Origin of the sequence: Pseudoduganella guangdongensis, assembly GCF_009857475.1 — a bacterium.
GTDB classification, from domain to species: domain Bacteria; phylum Pseudomonadota; class Gammaproteobacteria; order Burkholderiales; family Burkholderiaceae_D; genus Rugamonas; species Rugamonas guangdongensis.
On record NZ_WWCJ01000002.1, the window covers coordinates 14,060 to 36,114 of the forward strand.

The window sequence follows — 22,055 nt, forward strand, 5'->3', positions numbered from 1 at the left end:
GCGCGCGCCCCCGAAAAATCCTTGAGCCAGGTCAAGTTTTCTAAATTGACCATTGGCTGACCCTTGAGGGGCTTATGCTGCCTTGACCAGCGCCGCCAGCATGACTTCCAGCGATTTGTCGTGGCGTTTGATCGGCGGGATCGCCCGTTCGATGCCAAGCAGCTGGTAGACCGCCATCTGCGCCGCGCGCACCGAGTATTCAACGGTGAAGACGACGTCGTCCGGCACTTCGACAAACTGGCTCACCAGCGCCAGGTTGCGCGAGCCGGGTGGCACCGGCAGCGGGCGGTCGCTGTGCAGGCGGGGCATGAACATGCTGGTGATGTAAGGCATGCGGCAGGGGATGCAGTTGGCCTGCGCAAAGACGTCCATCTCGAAATTGAGGTGGCCGGCCAGTTCGCGCAGGATCTCGGCCCCGCTGCATTCGGCCATCGGCTTGGCGACGAAGTTGCCCACGCGGTCCGGATGCAGGGCGTAGCCCCAGAACACGCGCACCCCTTCCGGCTGGTTGTCGAAGTGCGGCTGGTGCGCCAGCACCACCGACATCAGCCAGTTGGAGTCTTTGAACGTGACCAGGCCGCCGGTGCCGGCAACGTTGCCGCTGAAGGCTTGCATCTGGTCGAAGAACTCGGTGTCGTGCAGGGTGACGGTGAACGATTCCCACCACGACTGCGCGATGTTGCGGTTGAAGGCGGCAGGATTGCCCAGTTGCGGGCGGCCTTGCGCCAGGCGCTCCCACAGCTGCCAGCCGCCGCTCTGGTGGCGGTCCAGCTTGGGCGGGGCGGATTGCATGCTGCCGAAGCTGGAGGCGTCGGTCATGGAGCCGTTCTGGAAGAACACCAGGTCCTGCGGCGCCACCGGCAGCAGCTCGCGCGTGCCGTTGCGATCGAGCTCGATTGCCTCCACCAGCAGCGCGTCGCCGGCGTGCCCGGCCAGTTTGATATCGCTGACGGTGCAGCCGTTTTCAATGCGCACGCCCTGCTCCAGCAGCCAGGCTTGCAGCGGCTTGACCAGGGAGTCGTACTGGTTGAATACCGTGCGCTTGACGCCGGCTAGCGTCTCGATGCGCGCAAACTCTTTCATGAAGCGGTGCAGGTAGCGTTTGAACTCCACCGCGCTGTGCCAGGGCTGGAAGGCGAAGGTGGTGGCCCACATATACCAGAACGGGGTGTCGAAAAATTCCGGCGACAGGTGGTCGGTGATGGGGCTGTTGCCCAGGGCCGCTTCGTCGGCCTCGTGCAGCTTGAGCAGTTCCATGCGGTCGCGCAGGCTGAAGCCCATCGACTTCACGTCCACCTTGTGGCGGTTGCGGTCGACCAGGCGCGCCTGGGAATGCGATTTGTGCAGCTCGTTGAAGGCCAGCGTTTCGTCCAGCACCGACTGGCCCGGGTGGCGCAGCGACGGAATGGACTGGAACAGGTCCCAGGTGCATTCGTAGTTGTCGGTGGTGAGCATGCGGCCGCCGCGCAGGCGATAGCCGTCCTGCGCGTTGCCGGCGCCATCCAGGCTACCGCCGGACACGCCCAGCGCTTCGAAAATGCGGATTTGCTCGCCGCGCAACTTGCCATCGCGGATCATGAAGGCGGCTGCCGCCAGGCTGCCAATGCCGGCGCCTACCAGGTAGGCTTGTTTTTCTTGTTCCATTGTTTACTCCCTTGTTAACTCGGGAGTAACTATAGGTTTCCGCCGTGCCGCCCGGCTTTGACCTAGGTCAAGAAGCGCGCACTCAGGCCGCGGTGGCGACGCTCGATTGCTGGCGCAGCAGGGCGTCGAAGTCGGTGGCGGGCAGGGGGCGGGCGAACAGGTAGCCTTGGCCGTAGTCGCAGCCGGCGCCGGCCAGCAGGTCGCGCTGCTCGGTGGTCTCGACGCCTTCAGCGATCACGCTCAGCCCCAGTTTGTGCGCCATGACGATGATGGCGTCGGACAAGGCCATGTCGCTCGAGTCGGGCGCCAGGTTGCGGGTGAAGCTGCGGTCGATCTTGAGGTAGTCGATGTCGAACTTCTTCAGGTAGGACAGCGAGGAGTAGCCGGTGCCGAAGTCGTCCAGCGCGACCTGGATGCCGGCGTCGCGCAATTGCAGCAGCTTGTCGGTGACGTTGGCGCTGGCGTCCAGCAGCAGGCCTTCGGTGATCTCCACCACGATGCTCTCGCCCGGTACGCCGATCTGCTGCAAATGCGCCAGCCATTCGGCATAGCTGCCGCGCTCGCGCTGGAATTCGAGCGGCGACTGGTTCAGGCTGACCTGGAAGTTGGGGTGCACCTCCTGCCGCCAGCGCTTGACCCATTGCGCCGATTCGCGGAACACCCATTCGCCGATATCGACAATCAGGCCACTGGCCTCCGCCAGGGGAATGAACTCCAGCGGGCTGACCATGCCGCGCTGCGGGTGCTCCCAGCGGATCAGGGCTTCGGCCTTGTGCACTTTGCCGCTCTGCAGGTGCACGATGGGCTGGAAGTACAGCTTGAGCTGGTTGCCTTTCAGGGCGCCGCGCAAGTCGTTGGTCAGGCGCATGCGGTTCAGCGCGGCCACCTGCAATGCCGGGGTGAAGTAGCTGAAGCGGTTGCGGCCGGCCCCTTTGGCCGCGTACATGGCCTGGTCAGCGTGCTTCAGCAAGTCGTCCATATTGCCGGCGTCGTCCGGGTAGATGGTGATGCCGATCGAGGCCGAGATGAAGGCTTGCTCCTGCCCCAGCTGGAACGGCATGCGCAGGCTGTCGATGATGTGCTGGGCGATGCCTTCCACCCGGTCCACCTCGGCCAGCTCGGGCAGGATCACGGTGAATTCGTCGCCGCCCAGGCGCGATACGGTGTCGGACTGGCGCACGCAAGCGCCGATGCGGCGCGCCGCTTCCACCAGCAGCACGTCGCCCTGGTGGTGGCCCAGGGTGTCGTTGACTTCCTTGAAGTGGTCCAGGTCGATGAACAGGATGGCGATGCGGGTGCCGTCGCGGCGCGATTTCAGAATATCGTGCTGCAGCCGGTCGAGGAACATGCGGCGGTTGGGCAGCTGCGTCAGGGTGTCGAAGTTGGCCTGCTGCCAGATCAGCGCCTCGGTTTCCTTTTTCTCGGTGATGTCCTCGATCATGCACAGGTGGTGCGGCTGGCTTTCGGTTTCCACCGCGTTGATCGAGGCCTCCACCCACACGATGCGGCCGTCCGGGCGCACCAGGCGCGTCTCCATCTTGAAGCCGCTGATCTGCTGCGCCGCCAGCTGCGCCATCTTTTCCTGCTCCGGCCCCACGTCGTCCGGGTGGCAGATTTCCAGCCAGCGGCTGGCGCGCATTTCCTGCGCCGAGCGGCCGGCGATTTCCGCGTAGCGCGGATTGACGTCGCGGAACTGGCCGCTGCCCGAGTCGATCAGCGCAATGCCCATCGGCGCCGCTTCGAACATGGTGCGGAAGCGCTGTTCGCCCTTGCGGATGGTCTCTTCGGCGCGCGTGCGCTCGCGCGTCAGCAGCGAGAAGTGGATCACCGCGCCCAGCACCAGCAGGCCGGCCGCCACGCCCAGCACGCGGTAGAGCCAGGTCAGGTCGGTGCCGGGATCGGAGTTGTACAGGAAGCCGTTGAAGTTGGCGCCTTTCGGCAGCATGCCCAGCTCCGTGTAGACGTCGGCGATGTGCTGCCAGCGGTCCGGGTTCATGTAGCCGATCTCCACCAGCACCGGCTGCACCAGCGGCACCATCTGGCGCGCCTCGTACAATAGGTGCATGCGGTCGTGCTGGCGCGAGTACTTGTTGAGGATCAGGTCGACGATTTCTTCCTGGTGGCTCATGGCGTACTGCCAGCCGCGCATGCTGGCGGCGCGGAAGGCGCGCACGCGCTCGGGGTGGTTCTTGATTTCCGCTTCGCTGGTGAACAGGTTGTCGCCGTAAAAGTCGATGCCGGCCGCACGCGGGCTGTAGATGTCGTAGGGGAAGCCGAGGCGATCCAGATAATCCGGCTCGTTGCTGACGAAGATCGACATGGCGTCGACCTTGCCCTTGACCAGGTCGTCCGGGTTGAAGCTGTGCTCCACGCGCACCAGCTGGCTGGTGGAGATACCCTCCTTGCGCAGGTAGGCCATGACCTCGTCGGCCTGGGTCAGTTCGTCGGTCAGGGAGCCGATCATCACGCGCTTGCCGGAGATGCTGCGGATATCGGGCGCGGGGCCGGTCTGGCGCATGGCCAGGGCGTAGGGCGAATGCTGGAAGACCACCGCCAGCACCACCAGCGGCTTGCCGGACATGCGCGCCAGCAGCAGGCTGCTGCTGCCCACGCCGTACTGGGCGCGGCCATCGAGCACGGCGCGTTCCGGCTCGTTGCCGTCGCTGCCTTCCAGCAGCTGCACATCGAGCCCGGCGTCGCGGTAATAGCCTTTTTCCAGCGCGGCATAGTAGCCGGCGAACTGGAACTGGTGACTATGTTTCAGCTGCAGGGTGACGCGTTCCTGCGCCCGCACGGCGGGTGCCTGGAACAGCAGCAGGATTGCGCACAGGCCAGCCAGGAAAAGAGGCACGTTTTATCCGGATACAGAGTTGGCAAAGTCGACAAACCGATTGTATCCGCTTCGGCGCGGCCAGCGCGCCGAGTGTGGCTTTCCTGCTGCACAAATCCTATGGAAGTTGGGCCGGCGATAGCGCGTTCGCGTTATCGCCCTTGGCCAGCTGGCCTTCCGTGTTGCGGCCCCAGACCCAGACCGTGCTGTCGGTCTGGATGCCGTAGGCATGGCGCAGGCCGGCGGTCACGGCGCGCCAGGTCATGCCGGCGCCGACCTGGGTCGGCTCGCTCTTGTCCAGGTTGGAGCCGAGGCCCAGCTGGCCGGCGCTGTTCGAACCCCACGACCACAGGGAGCCGTTGGATTTGACCGCCAGCGAGAAGGCGTCGCCCGCCGCGATATTGGCCCAATTGGTTTCGGTGCCGACCTGTTTCGGTTCCAGTTCGTCCAGCGCGGTGCCGTCGCCCAGTTGGCCGGACGCGTTGGCGCCCCAGGCGAACAAGGCGCCGTCGGCGCGGATGGCCATGCTGTGCGCACCGCCGGCCGCGGTGGCGACCCAGGTCGCGGTGCCGATCTGCGCCGGGGCGGTGGCTTCCGTGGTGTTGCCGTTGCCGAGCTGGCCGCTTTCATTGGCGCCCCAGGCCCAGATGGTGCCGTCGGTGCGCAGGCCGATGGTGTGGGTGGCGCCGGCCGACACCGATTTCCAGCCGACGGCGGTGCCGACGCGGGTCGGCGCCAGGCGGTCGATCTTGGTGCCGTCGCCCAGCTGGCCATTGAAGTTGCGGCCCCAGGCCCACAGCTGGCCGGCCTTGTTTACCGCCAGCGAATGCGCTTTGCCGGCGGCGACCGAGGTCCAGTCCTTGGCGGTGCCAACCTGCACCGGCGCGGAGCGGTCGACGGTGGTGCCGGTGCCCAGCTGGCCGTTCTGGTTGAAGCCCCAGGCCCACAGCGTGCCGTCCGAGCGCACGGCAACGGTGTGGAATTCGCCCACCGCCACCTGCTTCCAGGTCAGCACATTGCCATTGACCACCACCAGCTTGTTGCGGTCGGTGGTGGTGCCATCGCCCAGTTGGCCCCAGCCATTGGAGCCGGCCGACCACAGGCTGCCTTCCTTCTTCAGCACCACGGCGTGGTTGCCGCCGCTGAATACTTCGGCCCAGGGCTGGCTGATGGTGATGCCGGTGCTGCCGCTGACCGAACCAACGGTGGCGGTCACGGTGTCGCTGCCCAACACGGTGGCCGTGACCAGGCCGCTGGAACCGATGGTGGCGTTCTTGCCCTTGATGGACCAGGTGATGCCGGCGGTGATGGCGCTGGTTTTGCCGTCCGAGTACAGGCCGCTGGCCGCCATTTGCAGGGTACCGCCGAGCGGGATGGTCTGATTGGCCGGCGTCACGGTGATCGACTTCAGGGTCGGCGTCTCAGGCGTGCTCGGGCTGTCATCGCCGCCGCCACCGCCGCAGGCTGCGAACAGGGCCAGGAGCGGGACCAGCAACAGGGACTTCATATTCATATGCGTGTTCCAAAGGGAGTTAGTGCAGGATACGGCTAGTGTAGCCGCTCAGCGCGCACCGCGTTGAAACGAATAGGAAGGGGATTCAGGCTCAAATGTCCACTTTGCAGATTCGGGGTCAGGTCTGGCAATCGGACATTTTGCTGCGCAAAATGTCCGATTGTCAGACCTGACCCCGAATGGGGACATTGGCTTTACTTGCGGCCGGGGCGGGCGCCGGGCTTGGCGGGGGCGGCTTTGGGCTTGACCTTGATCGTGTCGAGGATCGAGGGGCGGGCCTTGGTCTCGACCGTGGCGCGGGCGGTCATGGAACCGGTCAGCGCGTTCGGCTTGCCGCCGCGGGCGATGTGGGCCGGCGGTGGCAGGCCGGCGCCGCGCTTCTGCTGGCCCGGGGCCAGGGTCGGCATGGCGCGCTTGCCTTGCGATACCTTGAAGTTCTCTTCGCCGACGCGGTACGGCGGGATCAGGTGGCGCTCGCCGTCGCCAATCAGGTCGCCACGGCCCATGCGGCGCAGGGTGTCGCGCAGGATCGGCCAGTTCTTCGGGTCGTAGTAGCGCAGGAAGGCTTTGTGCGCCTGGCGCTGCTTCATATTGCGCGGCGTTTCCACCACTTCCGAGGTCTCGGTCACCTTGTGCAGCGGGTTGCGGCGCGAGTGGTACATGGCGGACGCCATCGCCATCGGGGTCGGCATGAAGGTCTGCACCTGGTCCAGGCGGAAGTTGTTCTTCTTCAGCCACAGCGCCAGGTTCAGCATGTCCTCGTCCGTCGTGCCCGGGTGGGCGGCGATGAAGTAGGGGATCAGGTACTGCTTCTTGCCCGCTTCCAGCGAGTACTTCTCGAACATCGCCTTGAACTCGTCGTAGGCGCCGATGCCCGGCTTCATCATCTTGCTCAGCACATTCGATTCGGTGTGCTCGGGCGCGATCTTCAGCAGGCCGCCCACGTGGTGCGTCACCAGCTCTTTCACATACTCCGGCGAACGCACGGCCAGGTCGTAGCGCAGGCCGGACTGGATCAGGATCTTCTTCACGCCCTTGATCTCGCGCGCCTTGCGGTACAGCTGGATCAGCTTGCTGTGGTCGGTGCCCAGGTTGACGCAGATCGACGGGTAGACGCAGGACAGGCGGCGGCAGGTGGTCTCGATTTCCTTGTCCTTGCAGGACAGGCGGTACATGTTCGCAGTCGGGCCGCCCAGGTCGGAGATGATGCCGGTGAAGCCCTTGGTCTTGTCGCGGATATGCTCGATCTCGCGCAGGATGGACGGCTCGGAGCGGCTCTGGATGATGCGGCCTTCGTGCTCAGTGATCGAGCAGAAGGTGCAGCCGCCGAAGCAGCCGCGCATGATGTTGACCGAGAAGCGGATCATTTCCCAGGCCGGGATGTTGGCGTTGCCGTAGCTCGGGTGCGGGGCGCGCGAGTACTCCATGTCGTACACGCCGTCCATTTCATCCATGGCCAGCGGCAGCGGCGGCGGGTTCATCCACACGTCGCGGTCGCCGTGCTGCTGCACCAGCGCGCGCGCATTGCCCGGGTTCGATTCCAGGTGGAACACGCGCGAGGCGTGCGCATACATCACCGGGTCGTCCTTCACCACGTCGTACGACGGCAGGCGCACCACGGTCTTGTTGTGCTTTTCCTTGGCGGCGGCCAGGCGCTCTTCGCGCGTCATGATGATGACCGGCTTGACCACCGGTTCCGGCGCCGCGTTTTCGGTGGCGCACTCTTTCTTGTCTTCCTTCGCCATGGCGTAAGGATCGGGATGCGGGTCAACGCGGCCCGGCACGTCGACCCGGGTCGAGTTGTGCACGGCCCATTCCGGCGACGGCATCCAGCCGTGCGGCACCAGGAAGGCGGTGCCGCGCAGGTCTTTGATGTCCTTGATCTTTTCGCCCATGTCCAGGCGGCGCGTCAGGTCCACCAGCGCGCGTTCGGCGTTGCCGAAGATCAGCAGGTCGGCCTTGGATTCGGTCAGCACCGATTTGCGCACCTTGTCCGACCAGTAGTCGTAGTGGGCGATGCGGCGCAGCGAGGCTTCGATGGAGCCGATGATGATCGGCGTGCCGGGGTAGGCTTCGCGCGCGCGCTGGGCGTACACGGTCACGGCGCGGTCGGGGCGCTTGTTCGGCTCGGCGTTCGGGGTGTAGGCGTCGTCGGAGCGGATCTTGCGGTCGGCCGTGTAGCGGTTGACCATGGAGTCCATATTGCCGGCGGTGATGCCGTAGTACAGGCGCGGCTTGCCCAGCACGCGGAAGGCTTCGGCCGAATTCCAGTCCGGCTGGGCGATGATGCCCACGCGGTAACCCTGCGCTTCCAGCAGGCGGCCGACCAGGGCCATACCGAAGCTTGGGTGGTCAATATACGCGTCGCCGGTCACCAGGATGATGTCGCACTGGTCCCAGCCCAGGGTCTCCATCTCCGCGCGGGACATGGGCAGGAATGGGACGGAAGGAGCACGCGCAGACCGCTTGGCGACGGTCGCGAAAAGATTGGTAGGGGGATTCATCCCGGCATTGTACCGGAAAAGACCGGCTTTCGCCCGCCATGGTGTGCAAAAAACCTTTAAGTTTCAGTAACTTGTGACGTTCCGGCAAGCTGTTGCGGGCAAATATCTATTGAACATCGTGCCTTTTTTGCTATAACGGGTATACAACGTCTTCGATGGAGTGTAAATCATGCGACGCAGACTGTATTACATGCTTCCCAACGTTAAGGCCGCCCGCGCAGAATTGGACGAACTGCTGCTGGCACGCATCGAAGAACGGCATATCCATTTCCTGGCCAAGGAGGGCACCCTGCCCGATGACATGCCAGATTGCAATTTCCTGCTGAAAACGGACTTGATCCACGGCGCCAAGCTGGGGATCGCCATTGGCGGGATTGTGGGGCTGTGTGCCGGTCTCTTCCTGGTGCTGTTCCCACCCGAGGGGCTGACCCTGCGCGCCATGACCATCTTGCTGGTCATGCTGGGCGGTGCGCTGTTTGGCGGCTGGGCCAGCGGCATGAACGCGGCGGCAATTCCCAACAAGAAGCTGGAGCAGTATTCCGAGCGTATTGAACAAGGTCAGGTGTTGATGATGGTTGACGTGCCCGTGCGGCGCATGAAGGAGATCGAGGAAATGATCGCCAAACGTCATCCTGACTTTAGCTTTGGCGGTGAAGAACCGCCCTTGCTGGCCTTTCCATAAGGCCAGCCTCCCGGGGGCCGGTTGGAACGCCGGCATAACCCCGGGTTCCACACCGAAGGCGGGCTGCGGCCCGCCTTCTTTTTGGGCGCCTGCGCCGGGTCAGATTCCCATATTACCCAGGATGCGCGTCAACTCGCGCAAGGTCGGCTCCAGCGCCGGGTGCTTGGCGGCGAATTGGGCGGTGATTTCCTGGGTGCGTTCGGCCAGGCCGTAGGTGCTGGTGCCGCCGTCCGGCTCGGGCGGCTGCTCGAGGATGTGCTTGATGTCGCCATCGAGCTGGCGCAGCAAGTCTTGCAATTCCTCATCGACCGGGACGTGGTGGGCCAGCGTAGCGTGCAGCTGGCGCAAGGTCTCCTTCAGCTTGGTTTCCATGATTCCTCTCCCCGTTGAAGTGGCTATACCCCATTTATACACCCATCCGTCACGACGAGCCACCGCTCTTGCTCAGTGGCGTCAGGGCCGAACATGCGGCACGCTGCGCGTGCCGCACATCCGGACCTGCCCCCAGCAAGTTACTTTAAGCCGCGGCGTTCCAGCAGCGGGTCGATCTTGGCGTCGCGGCCGCGGAATTCGCGGTACATCTGCATCGCGTCCATCGTGCCGCCTTTGGACAGCAGGGCTTTGCGGAAGTGGTCGCCGTTCTTGCGCGACAGGCCGCCGTTTTCGGTGAACCATTCCACGGTGTCGGCATCCAGCTTCTCAGACCACAGGTAGCCGTAGTAGCCGGCCGAGTAGCCGCCGGCGAACACGTGCGAGAAGTAGGTGGTGCGGTAGCGCGGCGGCACCGGCGCGAAGTCGATGCCGGCGTCCTTCAGCACGGACGATTCGAAGCCCAGCACGTCGGTCGGGATCTTGTCGGCCGGCAGCTGGTGCCAGCGCTGGTCCAGGATCGAGGCGGCCAGGTATTCGGTGGTGCGGAAGCCTTCGTTGAACTTGGCGGAAGCCTGCACCTTGTCCAGCAGTTCCTTCGGCATCGGCGCGCCAGTCTGGTAATGCTTGGCGTAGTTGTTCAGGATTTCCGGCCAGGTCATCCACATTTCGTTGACCTGGGAAGGGAATTCCACGAAATCGCGCGGCACGCGGGTGCCGGCGAAGCGCGGGTATTTCACGTCGGAGAACATGCCGTGCAGGGCGTGGCCGAATTCGTGGAACAGGGTGCGCGCTTCGTCATAGGTCAGCAGGGTTGGCTCGCCCGCGCTTGGCTTGGGAATGTTCAGGTGGTTGGCCACCACCGGCTTGGTGCCCATCAGCTTGGACTGCGACACGTAGGCGTTCATCCAGGCCCCGCCGCGCTTGTTGCTGCGCGCGTAGAAGTCGCCCAGGAAGATGGCCAGCTGCTTGCCGTCGGCGTCGAACACGTCCCACACACGCACGTCGGGGTGGTACACCGGCAGGTCCTTGCGTTCCTTGAAGGTGATGCCGAAGACCTTGGTGGCGGCGAAGAAGACGCCGTTGTGCAGCACATTGTCGAGCTCGAAGTAGGGCTTGAGCTGGTTCTGGTCGAAGGCGTATTTGGCCTGGCGCACCTTGTCGGTGTAGTAGGCCCAGTCCTGCGCGGCATTGGTGAAGCCGCCCTTTTCGGCGTCGATCACGGCCTGGATGTCGGCCGCTTCCTTGCGCGCGTTGTTCACGGCAGGTTTGGTCAGCTCGGCCAGCAGTTTGTTGACGGCGCTGGTGTCGTGCGCGGTCTGGTCTTCCAGCTGGTAGGCGGCGTGCGACGGGTAGCCCAGCAGGGCGGCGCGTTCGGCGCGCAGCTTGGTGATCTTCAGCACGACGTCGCGGTTGTCGAAATCGCCGCCACGGCTGCCGCGCGCCAGCGAGGTTGCCAGCAGGCGCTCGCGGGTGCTGCGGTTGGTCAGCACTTCCAGCGGCGCCTGGCCGGTGGTGTTGGAGACAGCAATCAGGAATTTGCCATCCATGCCCTTGGCCTTGGCGGCGGCGGCGGCGGCGTCGATGGCCTTGTCGGACATGCCGGCCAGTTCGGCGCGGGTGTCGACCACCAGGGCGGAGGCATTGGCTTCTTTCAGCACGTTCTGGCTGAAGGTGGTGGACAGGGCGGCCAGCTGCGAGTTGTAGGCCTTCAGTTTTTCCTTGTCGGCGGCGGACAGCTTGGCGCCGGCGCGCACGAAGTCGGTGTGGTAGCGCTCCAGCAGGCGCTTGGATTCGGCATCCAGCTTCAGCTTGTCGCGCTTGTCGTACAGGGCCTTGATGCGGGCGTACAGCTTTTCATTCAGGCGGATGGCGTCGCTGTGGGCGGACAGCTTGGGCGCCAGTTCGCGGTTCAGGGCTTCGAATGCGTCGTTGGTGTTGGCGCCGGACAGGTTGCCGAAGACGGAGCTGACGCGGTCCAGCAGGCGGCCGGAGCGTTCCATCGCGACGATGGTGTTGTCGAACGTTGGCGCGGCCTTGTTGTTGGCGATCTTGACGATTTCGGCAGCCTGCTCCTTCATGCCTTCTTCAAAGGCCGGGCCGTAGGTGTCGTTGCTGAATTTGTCGAAAGCCGGATAGTTCAGCGGCAGCTTGGACACTTCGGCGAAAGGGTTGGACGCCGGCAGGGCGGCATTTGCAAGACCGGCAACAGCCAGGCTGGCGGCGAGCACCAGCAGTTTTGGACGGAACATTCTCTCTCCTGTTTTGTAATGTTTCGGAGCGCCAGATAATAGCAACCCTGCACAGCAAAGTCATGCTGCGCTGCGTATCAAAAAGTTGCAGGCTTAATAGTGCGGCGGGCGCTCGTTGAGCGGGGTCTGGTTGGTCAGGCTGGAGGTGCGCACGCGCTCGGCCAGGGCACGCACCAGGTCTTCCAGCATGTCGATCTGCTTTTGCTGCTCGTAGACGCGCTGGTTCAGCGCTTCCACCAGGTCTTCCTGGTGCACCAGTTTCAGTTCAATATTGACAAAACGCTCTTCGCTGTCCACAACTTGCTCCTGCTTCGGGTAAAGCGGGCATTTTACCGGCTAGCGCAGCACGTTGACGATGATGAAGCCTTGCAGGGAGCAAATCGAGATGACGATGCCGATCGTCCAGCAAATGGTTTCCCATTTGATTTTCTGCATCTGGGCTTCAAGCTCGACCCGCGTTTGATCAATTTTGGCATCAAGCTCAGCCCTGGTTCGGTCGATCTTGGTGTTGAGTTCTGCCAGACCGGTGTCGATTTTGGTGTTGAGTTCTGCCAGGCCGGTGTCAATTTTGGAGTTGAGTTCTGCCAGGCCGGTGTCAATTTTGGAGTTGAGTTCTGCCAGGCAGGTGTCGATCTTGCCATGCATCGCGTCAAGATCCTTTTCGACCTTTGCGAACCCTTGATCAACCCTGTTTTCAATGCGCGTCGCTTTAGCGCGCTCGTCGATCGCATCCAGCTCGGACTTTACCTGGCCAATCGCCTCGGCGTGCACGTGCGCCTGCTCGGCCGGCACCCCGGCCTGGGTCAGGCGTTCTTCATAGTCGAGCGGGTCGATCGTGTTCGGCATGGCGGCTCCAGTCGCCACCATTATCCCGCCGTCCGGCGGGCGCGGGACGCACGCCAGTTTGATCCAGCGCAGGCTTACTTCAGATAGACGCCGCCGCAGAGGATCAGGTCGTCTTCCGGCACGCAATACATGGTTTTCGGCTCGATCTTGTTGGTGACCGGATTGTTGAACTTATAGTCCTGCCAGAACGGGACTTTTTTCTTCGCCATTTCGACCCGCTCCTTGACGAAGGCTTTGCCGTCGACGTCTTTCAGTTCCATCAGGTTCTTGCCGATCATCTTGGCATTCGCGCCGTGTGCGCGTACCACGCCATCGCTGCCATACACCGTCAGGTACAGGTCGCGGTCGACGAACGGTCCATCCTTTTTGTTGATTTCGGCAAAGGTCTTGTCGGGGCCATTGGCCTTCAGGTAGCCCAGCGCTTTTTTCACCATGGCCTCGGCTTCAGGCTTGGTCACCACATCCGCTGCGGACACTAAGGGCGCTGCGCTCACCAGGGCGGCAAGCAGGCACGTGCGTAAAAACATGGGAGCCTCCTGTTCAAAGGATGAGCCCCCATCCTAACACCAATCAGGCAGGGTTGACGTCGCGCGGAGCCGACAACAACTCCTTCATGCGCGCCAGGCGTTCGCGCGGCGAGAGGATCTCGGTTTCCTTGGGCGGCGCGTCGCCCACGTCGAGCGCCATCTCGGCGATGAAGCGCGACACGTCGCACTGCACGTGTTCGCCGCCGCGTTTGCGCTTCTTGCACCAGGTGAGCTGCAAGGTGCGCTGGGCACGCGTGATGCCGACGTACATCAGGCGCCGCTCTTCTTCGATGCGCTGGCCCAGGGTTTCCACCGGCGCGTCCGGGTCGCCCTTGTGCGGCAGGATGCCTTCTTCCACCCCGACCAGGAACACGTGCGGGTACTCCAGCCCTTTCGAGGCGTGCAGGGTGGACATGCGGATCGCGTCCGGCTCCTCGTCCTTCCCCTCCAGCATGGACATGAGCGCCACCATCTGCGTCAGCTCCAGCACGTTCTTTTCCTCGCCGTCGCGGTCCTTGCCGCCGCGGCCGCGCTCCTTCAGCCAATTGACGAATTCCAGCACGTTCTGCCACTTGCTTTGCGCGGCGCGTTCCTCGAACGCGTCGTACAGGTAATGCTCGTAGTGCATGCCTTCCATCAGGTCGTCCAGCACCTGCGCTGCGTTGTCGCCGCTGCCGGACGGGCCGGGACGCGTGGCGCGCGACTCCAGTTCGAGGATGAAGTTGCAGAAGTCCTGCAGCGGCTTGAGCTGGCGTTCCTGCAGCACCGCTTCAATGCCGCCCTTGAACACGGCTTCGAACAGCGAGCATTGCCACTTGCCGGAGAAAGAACCCAGCGCTTCCAGCGTGGACTGACCGATGCCGCGGCGCGGCGTGGTGGCGGCGCGGATGAAAGCGGGATCGTCGTCCGGATTCGCCATCAAACGCAGGTAGGCCATGATGTCCTTGATCTCCGCCTTGTCGAAGAAACTCTGGCCGCCGGAAATCGTGTACGGGATGCGTTGCGTGCGCAGGGCTTGCTCGATCACGCGCGCCTGGTGGTTGCCGCGGTACAGGATGGCGTAGTCGGCCCACTTGTTCTTGCGCTCGAAGTGGTCGGCCGAAATCATGATCGCCACCTGCTCCGCCTCCTGCTCCTCGTTCGGCATGGAGTGCACCTTGATCGGCTCGCCGATGCCCAGCTCCGACCACAGCGTTTTTTCAAACAGCTTGGGATTGTTCTGGATCACCGCATTGGCGGCCTGCAGGATGCGGCTGGTGGAGCGGTAGTTCTGTTCCAGCTTGATCAGCTTGAGGTCGGGGAAGTCGACCTGCAGCAGCGCCAGGTTTTCCATGGTGGCGCCGCGCCAGCCGTAGATCGCCTGGTCGTCGTCGCCCACGGCGGTGAACATCGGCTTCTTGCCCAGGCCCGTCACCATCAGTTTCACCAGCTCGTACTGGCAGGTGTTGGTGTCCTGGTACTCGTCAATCATCAGGTAGCGCAGGCGGCGCTGCCATTTGTCGCGCACCGTGTCGTGGTTGCGGAACAGCTCCACCGGCAGGCGGATCAGGTCATCGAAATCGACCGCCTGGTAGGCCGCCAGGGTGGCGATATAGCTGCCGTAGATGCGCGCCGATTGCGCCTCGTCCTCGGTCTGGGCCTGCTTCAGGGCGTCTTCCGGCGTGACCAGGCCGTTCTTCCACAGCGAGATATCGTTCTGGATGCCGCGGATCACGTTCTTGTCGGTGGTGATGGCCAGGTCCTGGACCAGCGAATAGCAATCGTCGCTGTCCATGATTGAAAAACGGTCTTTCAGCCCCAGATGGTTGCATTCCTGGCGCAGGATGCGCACGCCGAGCGAGTGGAAGGTGCAGACGGTCAGCTGCTTGGCCTGTTTGGGCTGCTTCAGCATTTTGCCGACGCGCTCCTGCATTTCCAGCGCGGCTTTATTGGTGAAGGTGAGGGCGGCGATCGTGCGCGGGTCGTAGCCGCGATCCTCGATCATGTGCGTGATTTTTTGCGTGATGACGCGCGTCTTGCCCGAGCCGGCCCCCGCCAGTACAAGGGCAGGGCCGTCGAGATAGAGCACGGCTTCGCTCTGGGGGCCGTTCAGGCCGAACTGGGGTGCATTGGACATCCCGGCATTGTACAGAATATAGTGGTATCAATCCCCGCACACGCCCCAAATACAGCAGGACATTGTGTTATGAAATTTGAACATTTGATAGAAGTGAACGACCTCCTCAATCCGCTGGCCGATACCGTCAGCCACCAGCAATTGTGGCGCGGCCTGGTGCTGCGCGCGGAGTCGCCCAAGCTGTTCGTGCCGCACCTGGACCAGGCGGATATCAGCGCGCGCACCGAAACCGGCTTCTCGCGCCGCCTGCGCTACGGCGAAGTGGTGATCGAAGACGTGGTGGAACTGCACGCGCCGTACATCGTGCGCTACAACGTGCCGGCGCAGAAGGACATCAGCCCTTCCAGCCTGACCATGACGATCGAGATACCGCAGCCGGACCGCCTGTACGTGCGCTTCCAGTACGACGACGGGCACGACGCGGCGACCGACGCCGCCAACCAGATGTACGACGATTTCCGCCGCTCCGCCTACAAGGAGTCGGACATCGACACCATCCGCGTGCTGCGCGAACTGGCCAGCCAGGGCCGGCTGGACGCGTCGCTTAATTAATCAGCAGCCGGGCGTGCAGTCCGGTACCGGCTTGGGCGGCGGCGGCGGCTTTTGCAGCTCCTGCGCCAGGTCGCGCAAGGCGGTGCGCAGGCCCTCTTCCACCACCGGGTGGTAGAACGGCATGTCCAGCATCTGCGCCACCGTCAGCCCGGCCTGGTGCGCCCAGGCCAGCAGATGTCCGATGTGCTCGGCGCGCGGGCCGACCATCTCGGCGCCCAGGAAACGCCCGCTCCCATACTCCGCATACACGCGCAGCATGCCCTTGTTCTGGCGCATGACGCGGCTGCGTCCCTGGTCGTCAAAGCCCACCGCGCCGATGGCGAAAGGCTCGCGGCCGTTCGACAGCTCCTTGTAGCCCCGGCCCACGGTGGCGATTTGCGGCTCGCAGAAGGTGATGGCCAGCGGCGTGCGGCGCAGGCCGGGCTTCACATCGGGATAGCGGGCGGCGTTGGCGCCGGCGATCTTGCCCTGGTCGGCCGCTTCCGGCAGCACGGGCAGTTCGGCATTGGCGTCGCCCGCGATGAAAATGCTGCTGGCGCCGCACTGCATGGTGTGGCGGTCGAATTGGGGAATGCCGCGCCGGTCCAGCGCCAGCCCCGCATGGTCCAGGCCCAGGCCGTGCACATTGGGCGTGCGGCCGGTGGCCACCAGCACGTAGTCGAAATGCTCGCTGCGCTCGGCGCCATGGGCGTCGCGCGTGCGCAGTTCGACGCCCTCACCGGCGCGCGCCATGCCCGCCACCTCGGTGCGGAAGCGGATGTCCATTTCCTCGCCCAATGCCTGCGCGGCGGCGGCCAGCACCAGCGGGTCTTTCAGCTGCGCCAGGCCGTTGCTGCGCGCCACCACGGCCACGCGCACGCCCAGGCGGTGCAGGGCCTGGCCCAGTTCCAGCCCGATCACGCCGGCGCCGATCACCGCCACCGAGCGCGGCAGGTCGGTCCACTCGAACACGGCGTCGCTGCTGATCACGCGCGGACCGGCCGCCGCCCATGCGGACGGGATGTCCGGGCTGGAGCCGGTGGCGATCACCACCGCGCGCGCCGCCACTTCCAGCTTGGCGCCGATCCGCAGGCGGTCGGGCGCGATGAAACGCGCGCGGCCATCGTGCTTGTCCTGCGCCGGCATGGCGGCCACGTTCTCCAGCACGAAACCGACAAAGCGGTCGCGCTCGCTGCGCACGCGCGCCATGACCGCCTGGCCGTCGATCGCCAGCGGGCCGGGATTCACGCCGAAGCCGGGCGCCTCGCGCACGGCGTGCGCCGCTTCCGCCGCGGCGATCAGCAGTTTGCTCGGCATGCAGCCGACGCGCGCGCAGGTGGTGCCGTGCGGGCCGACCTCGATCAGGAGCGCCCGCTTGCCGGCGTTGCGCGCCGCCCGGTAGGCGCTTAACCCCGCCGTCCCGGCGCCGATCACTGCCACATCGCACTGAATGGTTTCCATCTTGCCTCCGACATCAGAATTGCATTAGTATGACTTATCTTTTCAGGCTTGTATAAGCACACCTTATGGAAAATCTGGACTACCGCGCGCTGGCGGTGCTGGATGCCGTTGCCAGCCAGGGCAGCTTCGAAAAGGCGGCCACCGCGCTGGGCATCAGCCAGCCGGCCGTATCCCAGCGAATCAAAGCGCTCGAGGACGCGGTCGGACGGCTGCTGATCGTGCGCGGTTCCCCCGCCGAAGCGACAGGCCTGGGCCAGCGCCTCATCTCGCATTACCGTAACGTCAAACTGATGGAGGCGGCGCTCGACATCGACCTGGGTCACCAGACCAGCATGCCGGAAATCGCCGTGGCTGTCGATGCCGCCAGCCTGGCGACCTGGTTCCCGCTGGCCTTGCGGCCCCTGTTGTCGCCGCCGCGCTGCCAGGTGGATGTGGCATGCGCCGGGCGCGAAGCGGCGCTGCACCTGATGCGCGAGGGTGCGGTGTTCGGCTGCGTGGCGGCGCGCGGCGAGCTGTCGTTGCCGGCGGCGGCCGGGTCGTCGGCCACGGCGCTGGGCGCCATGCGCTATGTGTGCGTGGCGGCGCCGTCGTTCGCGGCGCACTGGTTCGGCGACGGGGTCGGCGCCGATGCCCTGGCGCTGGCGCCGGCGGTGGTGCACGACCGCGAGCTGATGGCGCGCTTCCTGGCGCGCGAGGCGGGATTTGTGCGGGCCTTCCCGCACCATACCTTGCCATTGTCGACGGCCTTGAGCGACACCGTGTCTGGCGGGCTGGCTTACGGCTTGCTGCCTTACCTGCAGGCGGCGCAGGCCCTGGCGCAAGGGGCGCTGGTGGATCTGCTGCCGGGGCGCTTTATCGATGTGGAACTGGACTGGCATGCCTGGGAGCTGGATACGCCGTTTACCCATGCTTTGAGCGAACAGGTGGTTGGGACTGCGCGGCGGTATCTGGTGCAGCCTTAGCGCCTTAGATATCCACCGGGTCCACCTCCAGCGACCACTTGATCCGCGTCTTGTGCTCGCGCAGCGCCTGCATCCACCCTTTCAGGAAAGCCTGCAGCGCCGGCCGCGAGGCCGACTCCACCAGCAGCTGCGCGCGCTCCATATTGTGCACGCGCGCCATGCTCATGGGGATAGGGTCGTTGATGGTGATGCCCTCGTGCGCCACCAGCCCGCGCGCCGCGCGCAGGAATTCCAGCGCCTGTTCCAGCTCGCGCGCCTCGGCGCGCAGGATGGCCTGGTACAGGAACGGCGGCAAGCCCGCCACCTCGCGCTCGCCCAATAGCGAATTGGCGAAATAATCGTAGTCATGCGCCACCAGCGCCGAGAACAGCGGATGCTCCGGATAGCTGGTCTGCACCAGCACCTCGCTCGCGCTGCCGCCCTGGCGTCCGGCGCGCCCGGCCACCTGCATCAACTGCGCGAACAGGCGCTCGCTGGCGCGGTAGTCCTGCGAAAACAATGAGCTGTCAGGATTCATGATGCCGACCAGCGTCAGGTTCTTGAAATCGTGCCCCTTGGCGACCATTTGCGTGCCGACCAGGATATCCACCTCCTGCCGGTGCACGCTGTCGAACGCTTCCTGCGCGCTGCCCTTGCGGCGCGTGCTGTCGGCGTCGATGCGCAGCACGCGCGCCTGCGGGAACATCTCCTGCAGGCTTTCCTCGATGCGCTGGGTACCGCGCCCCAGCGGCTGCAGGTCGATATTGCCGCAGGTCGGGCAATGGCGCGGGATGCGCATCTCCAGGCTGCAATGGTGGCAGCGCAGGCGGTAATCGGTCTTATGCAGCACCATCAAGGCCGTGCAGCGCTTGCATTCGCTGACCCAGCCGCAGGATTCGCAGGTGATCACCGGCGAATAACCGCGCCGGTTCAGGAACAGCAAGGATTGCTCGCCGCGTTCCATGCGCAGCTTGATCGCCTCCACCAGCTGCTCGCTCATGCCTTCCTGCCCGCGCCGGCGCGAGGTGTCGATCAGCTTCACGGACGGCAGCACCGCCTGCTGCACCGCGCGCTCGCGCAGTTCCAGCTTGCGGTAGCGGCCCTTGAGCGCGTGGTGCCAGCTTTCCAGCGACGGCGTGGCGGAACCCAGCACCACCGGCAGCTGCAGCTGGTGCGCGCGCCACACGGCCAGGTCGCGCGCGGAATAGCGCAGGCCTTCCTGCTGCTTATAGGACGGGTCGTGCTCCTCGTCGATGACGATCAGCTTGAGGTGCGGCAGGGAGGCCAGGATGGCCAGGCGCGTGCCCAGCACGATGCGCGCCTTGCCTTCGTGCGCGGCCAGCCAGTGCAGCATGCGTTCGCCTTCCGACAGGCGGCTGTGCAGGGTGGACAGCATGACGCCGGGGAAGCGGGCGCGGATATTCGTTTCCAGCTGCGGGGTCAGGTTGATTTCCGGGACCAGCACCAGGACCTGGCCCTCTGGCTCGCGCGCCAGCACCTGGGCGCAGGCCTGCAGGTAGACTTCGGTCTTGCCGCTGCCGGTCACGCCGTACAGCAGGAAGGGCGCGAAACCCTGGGCGCCGGCGATGGCGTCGGCCGCTGCCTGCTGGCCCGGGTTCAGCAGCGGCGCGGCGGCCGGCGCCGGGTCGTGCGGCAGTTCCATCTTGCCCAGCTTCTTGATCGCCCGGTCCAGCGCGACGGTGCTTGTCACGCGCAGGTTCTTGGGCAAGCCCGGCAGGGCAACTTCACCCAGGGGGCGCTGATAATACTCTGCGGCAAAACCGGCCAGCGCCAGCCATTGCGCCGACAGGGGCGCCAGCTGGCTGCGCACCGCCAGCGCGTCCTTCAGTTTTTCCTCCGGAACGTCGGTCTCATCCAGCACGTCCACCACCAGCCCGACCACCTCGCGCGGGCCGAAGGGCACCATGGCGAGTTGTCCTACATGCGGTCGGCCCGAATCCCCCGACTTCCAGCGGTAATCAAAGACCGCATTGAGCGGCGTATCGAGGGCAATTCGAAGAATGCAGTGCGCCATCCAGGCCTATCAGTTGAAGTTTTTTAACTATCCACAGAATCTGGGGATAACTTTGTGAACAAAGCCGCCAGAATCCAGAGCAAGCACTAACCTCTAGCTTGCAAGCTGGGAAAACTCAGCAGAAGTGCCTGTTTTTTCCCTTTTAAATTCAAGCACTTGCAATATACGCCCTAGGAGAGCCAGAAAGCGCATATTTTTCCACGCTCTGTGCATAAGTGGGCTATTTAAGGACCAGATTTCCCCTGAAATCAAGCTTTTTTTATGGCGCGCGCGGTGGAAAACGTGCCTGGTGCACCACAGCACCGCGCCAGGCATTGTACACACGCGCCAGCTGCAAGGTTTGTGTTTCCGCAACGGATTTAGCCGCTAAAAATCTTGGCGAAAAATTATGCAATGCAACATGAGGTTCAGAGAAATCCTACGTAATTTCACTAAGTGCCGGTTTACTAAGCGCTTTTAGCTTTTTTCCACAGTTTTTGTGGATAACTTTGTGGAGAATGGGCCAACAAGCCTGCTCTCCCCCTTGGATAAGGTTTACAAAAGCCAAAACATTGACAAATCCAGAAAAAATTTTGAGCTTTAAAATCAACAACTTATGAGCATCCTGAGAGGGAGGCATTCTTGGCTGCCTGTTATTTCCGCAGCTAAAAATTTTGTGCATAAGTCGCTTCTGCCCAAATTAAAAAAGGGCGCCGCAGCGCCCTTTCCTTGAGGCTGGAAGGCAATCAGGCGCCGCGCAGCTGGCGGCTATAGCTGTGCACGGTATCCACCAGCACCGTCACCGATTCCGGCGGGGTGAACTGGGAAATGCCATGGCCCAGGTTGAAGACGTGGCCGGTGTTGTGCGGGCCGTAGCTGTCCAGCACGCGGCGCACTTCGGCAGCGATCTGGTCCGGGTTCGCAAACAGGATGGCCGGGTCGATATTGCCTTGCAAGGCCATCTTGTGGCCCACCAGTTCGCGGATCTTGCCGATATTGGCGGTCCAGTCCAGGCCCATGGCGTCGGCGCCGATGGCGGCGATCTCCTCGGCCCAGTGGCCGCCGCCCTTGGTGAACACGATGGCAGGGATCTTCACGCCGTCTTTCTCGCGCTTCAGCAGGCTCACCACCTGCTGCATGTATTTCAGCGAGAACTGCTGGTAGGCGCCGTCCGCCAGGGCGCCGCCCCAGGAGTCGAACACCATCACGGCCTGCGCGCCGGCGTCGATCTGGGCGTTCAGGTACTCGGCCACGGCGCGCGCGTTGATGTCCAGGATGTGGTGCATCAGGTCCGGGCGCGCGTACATCATCTTCTTAATGGTGTGGAACTCGCGCGAGCCCTGGCCTTCCACCATATAGCAGGCCAGCGTCCATGGGCTGCCGGAAAAGCCGATCAGCGGCACACGGCCATTGAGCTCGGTGCGGATCTGGGTCACGGCCTTGAATACATAATCCAGCGAGCCGGCCGGCGGCAGTTGCAGGGCTTTGACGTCTTCCTCGGTCTTCAGCGGGCGCTCGAATTTCGGGCCTTCGCCTTCCACAAAGTACAGGCCCAGGCCCATCGCGTCCGGCACCGTCAGGATGTCGGAGAACAGGATGGCCGCGTCCAGCGCGTAGCGGTCGATCGGCTGCAGCGTGACTTCGGTCGCCAGGTCCGGGTTGGTGGCCAGGCCCATGAAGGAGCCCGCCTGCTGGCGCGTGGCGCGGTATTCCGGCAGGTAGCGGCCGGCCTGGCGCATCAGCCATACCGGGGTGTACTCGGTCGGCTGGCGCAGCAGCGCGCGCAGGAAGGTGTCGTTCTTCAGCTGGGCAAATTGTGGCATGA

At 64.1% G+C, this 22,055-nt stretch carries 16 protein-coding genes; 3 read left to right on the forward strand and 13 right to left on the reverse strand.

Features of this window, described 5'->3' with window-relative positions; all coding sequences use genetic code 11:
- Nucleotides 1–72: 72 nt before the first annotated feature.
- From GTP41_RS02595 to GTP41_RS02610, 4 genes are all read right to left on the reverse strand, one after another.
- A complete protein-coding gene (locus GTP41_RS02595; RefSeq protein WP_161024007.1) occupies nt 73–1,644 on the reverse strand; it encodes an oleate hydratase in 1,572 nt (523 codons plus the stop codon).
- 82 nt (nt 1,645–1,726) lie between these two features.
- Nucleotides 1,727–4,495, reverse strand: a complete 2,769-nt coding sequence (locus tag GTP41_RS02600; protein WP_161024008.1) for an EAL domain-containing protein — start codon at nt 4,493–4,495, stop codon at nt 1,727–1,729.
- A 97-nt stretch (nt 4,496–4,592) separates the two neighbouring features.
- A complete protein-coding gene (locus GTP41_RS02605; protein ID WP_161024009.1) occupies nt 4,593–5,987 on the reverse strand; it encodes an RCC1 domain-containing protein in 1,395 nt (464 codons plus the stop codon).
- A 194-nt stretch (nt 5,988–6,181) separates the two neighbouring features.
- Complete coding sequence (locus GTP41_RS02610) at nt 6,182–8,491, reverse strand: YgiQ family radical SAM protein (RefSeq protein ID WP_161024010.1); 2,310 nt, start codon at nt 8,489–8,491, stop codon at nt 6,182–6,184.
- 169 nt (nt 8,492–8,660) lie between these two features.
- On the opposite strand from GTP41_RS02610, the gene GTP41_RS02615 reads away from it, so the two are divergent.
- Nucleotides 8,661–9,173 carry a DUF1269 domain-containing protein gene (locus tag GTP41_RS02615; RefSeq protein WP_229502716.1) on the forward strand — a complete coding sequence of 171 codons (513 nt, stop codon included), beginning with the start codon at nt 8,661–8,663 and terminating at the stop codon, nt 9,171–9,173.
- A 99-nt stretch (nt 9,174–9,272) separates the two neighbouring features.
- On the opposite strand, the gene GTP41_RS02620 is transcribed toward GTP41_RS02615, so the two are convergent.
- The 6 genes from GTP41_RS02620 to GTP41_RS02645 all read right to left on the reverse strand — a co-directional run bounded on the left by GTP41_RS02620 (nt 9,273) and on the right by GTP41_RS02645 (nt 15,283).
- Complete coding sequence (locus GTP41_RS02620) at nt 9,273–9,545, reverse strand: DUF4404 family protein (RefSeq protein ID WP_161024011.1); 273 nt, start codon at nt 9,543–9,545, stop codon at nt 9,273–9,275.
- Between the two features lie 140 nt (nt 9,546–9,685).
- Nucleotides 9,686–11,794, reverse strand: a complete 2,109-nt coding sequence (locus GTP41_RS02625; protein WP_161024012.1) for a M3 family metallopeptidase — start codon at nt 11,792–11,794, stop codon at nt 9,686–9,688.
- Between the two features lie 93 nt (nt 11,795–11,887).
- Nucleotides 11,888–12,091, reverse strand: coding sequence for a SlyX family protein (locus GTP41_RS02630; protein ID WP_161024013.1), 204 nt, complete (start codon nt 12,089–12,091; stop codon nt 11,888–11,890).
- A 39-nt stretch (nt 12,092–12,130) separates the two neighbouring features.
- Nucleotides 12,131–12,640 carry a DUF1640 domain-containing protein gene (locus GTP41_RS02635; RefSeq protein ID WP_161024014.1) on the reverse strand — a complete coding sequence of 170 codons (510 nt, stop codon included), beginning with the start codon at nt 12,638–12,640 and terminating at the stop codon, nt 12,131–12,133.
- 74 nt (nt 12,641–12,714) lie between these two features.
- Nucleotides 12,715–13,167, reverse strand: coding sequence for a cache domain-containing protein (locus tag GTP41_RS02640; protein WP_161024015.1), 453 nt, complete (start codon nt 13,165–13,167; stop codon nt 12,715–12,717).
- Between the two features lie 43 nt (nt 13,168–13,210).
- Nucleotides 13,211–15,283, reverse strand: a complete 2,073-nt coding sequence (locus GTP41_RS02645) for a UvrD-helicase domain-containing protein (protein ID WP_161024016.1) — start codon at nt 15,281–15,283, stop codon at nt 13,211–13,213.
- Between the two features lie 69 nt (nt 15,284–15,352).
- On the opposite strand from GTP41_RS02645, the gene GTP41_RS02650 reads away from it, so the two are divergent.
- Nucleotides 15,353–15,835, forward strand: coding sequence for an SRPBCC family protein (locus tag GTP41_RS02650; protein ID WP_161024017.1), 483 nt, complete (start codon nt 15,353–15,355; stop codon nt 15,833–15,835).
- On the opposite strand, the gene GTP41_RS02655 is transcribed toward GTP41_RS02650, so the two are convergent.
- On the reverse strand, nt 15,836–17,275 hold the full coding sequence (locus tag GTP41_RS02655) for a dihydrolipoyl dehydrogenase (RefSeq protein WP_161024018.1): 1,440 nt from the start codon (nt 17,273–17,275) through the stop codon (nt 15,836–15,838).
- Nucleotides 17,276–17,340: 65 nt separating this feature from the next.
- On the opposite strand from GTP41_RS02655, the gene GTP41_RS02660 reads away from it, so the two are divergent.
- The gene (locus tag GTP41_RS02660; protein ID WP_161024019.1) at nt 17,341–18,237 is read left to right on the forward strand and encodes an ArgP/LysG family DNA-binding transcriptional regulator; all 897 of its coding nucleotides are present in this window, start codon (nt 17,341–17,343) and stop codon (nt 18,235–18,237) included.
- Between the two features lie 4 nt (nt 18,238–18,241).
- Here the strand turns inward: GTP41_RS02660 and GTP41_RS02665 are convergent, their stop codons facing one another.
- Nucleotides 18,242–20,251, reverse strand: coding sequence for a primosomal protein N' (locus GTP41_RS02665; protein WP_161024020.1), 2,010 nt, complete (start codon nt 20,249–20,251; stop codon nt 18,242–18,244).
- A gap of 725 nt (nt 20,252–20,976) precedes the next feature.
- Nucleotides 20,977–22,053 carry a uroporphyrinogen decarboxylase gene (hemE, locus tag GTP41_RS02670; protein WP_161024021.1) on the reverse strand — a complete coding sequence of 359 codons (1,077 nt, stop codon included), beginning with the start codon at nt 22,051–22,053 and terminating at the stop codon, nt 20,977–20,979.
- Nucleotides 22,054–22,055: the final 2 nt, after the last annotated feature.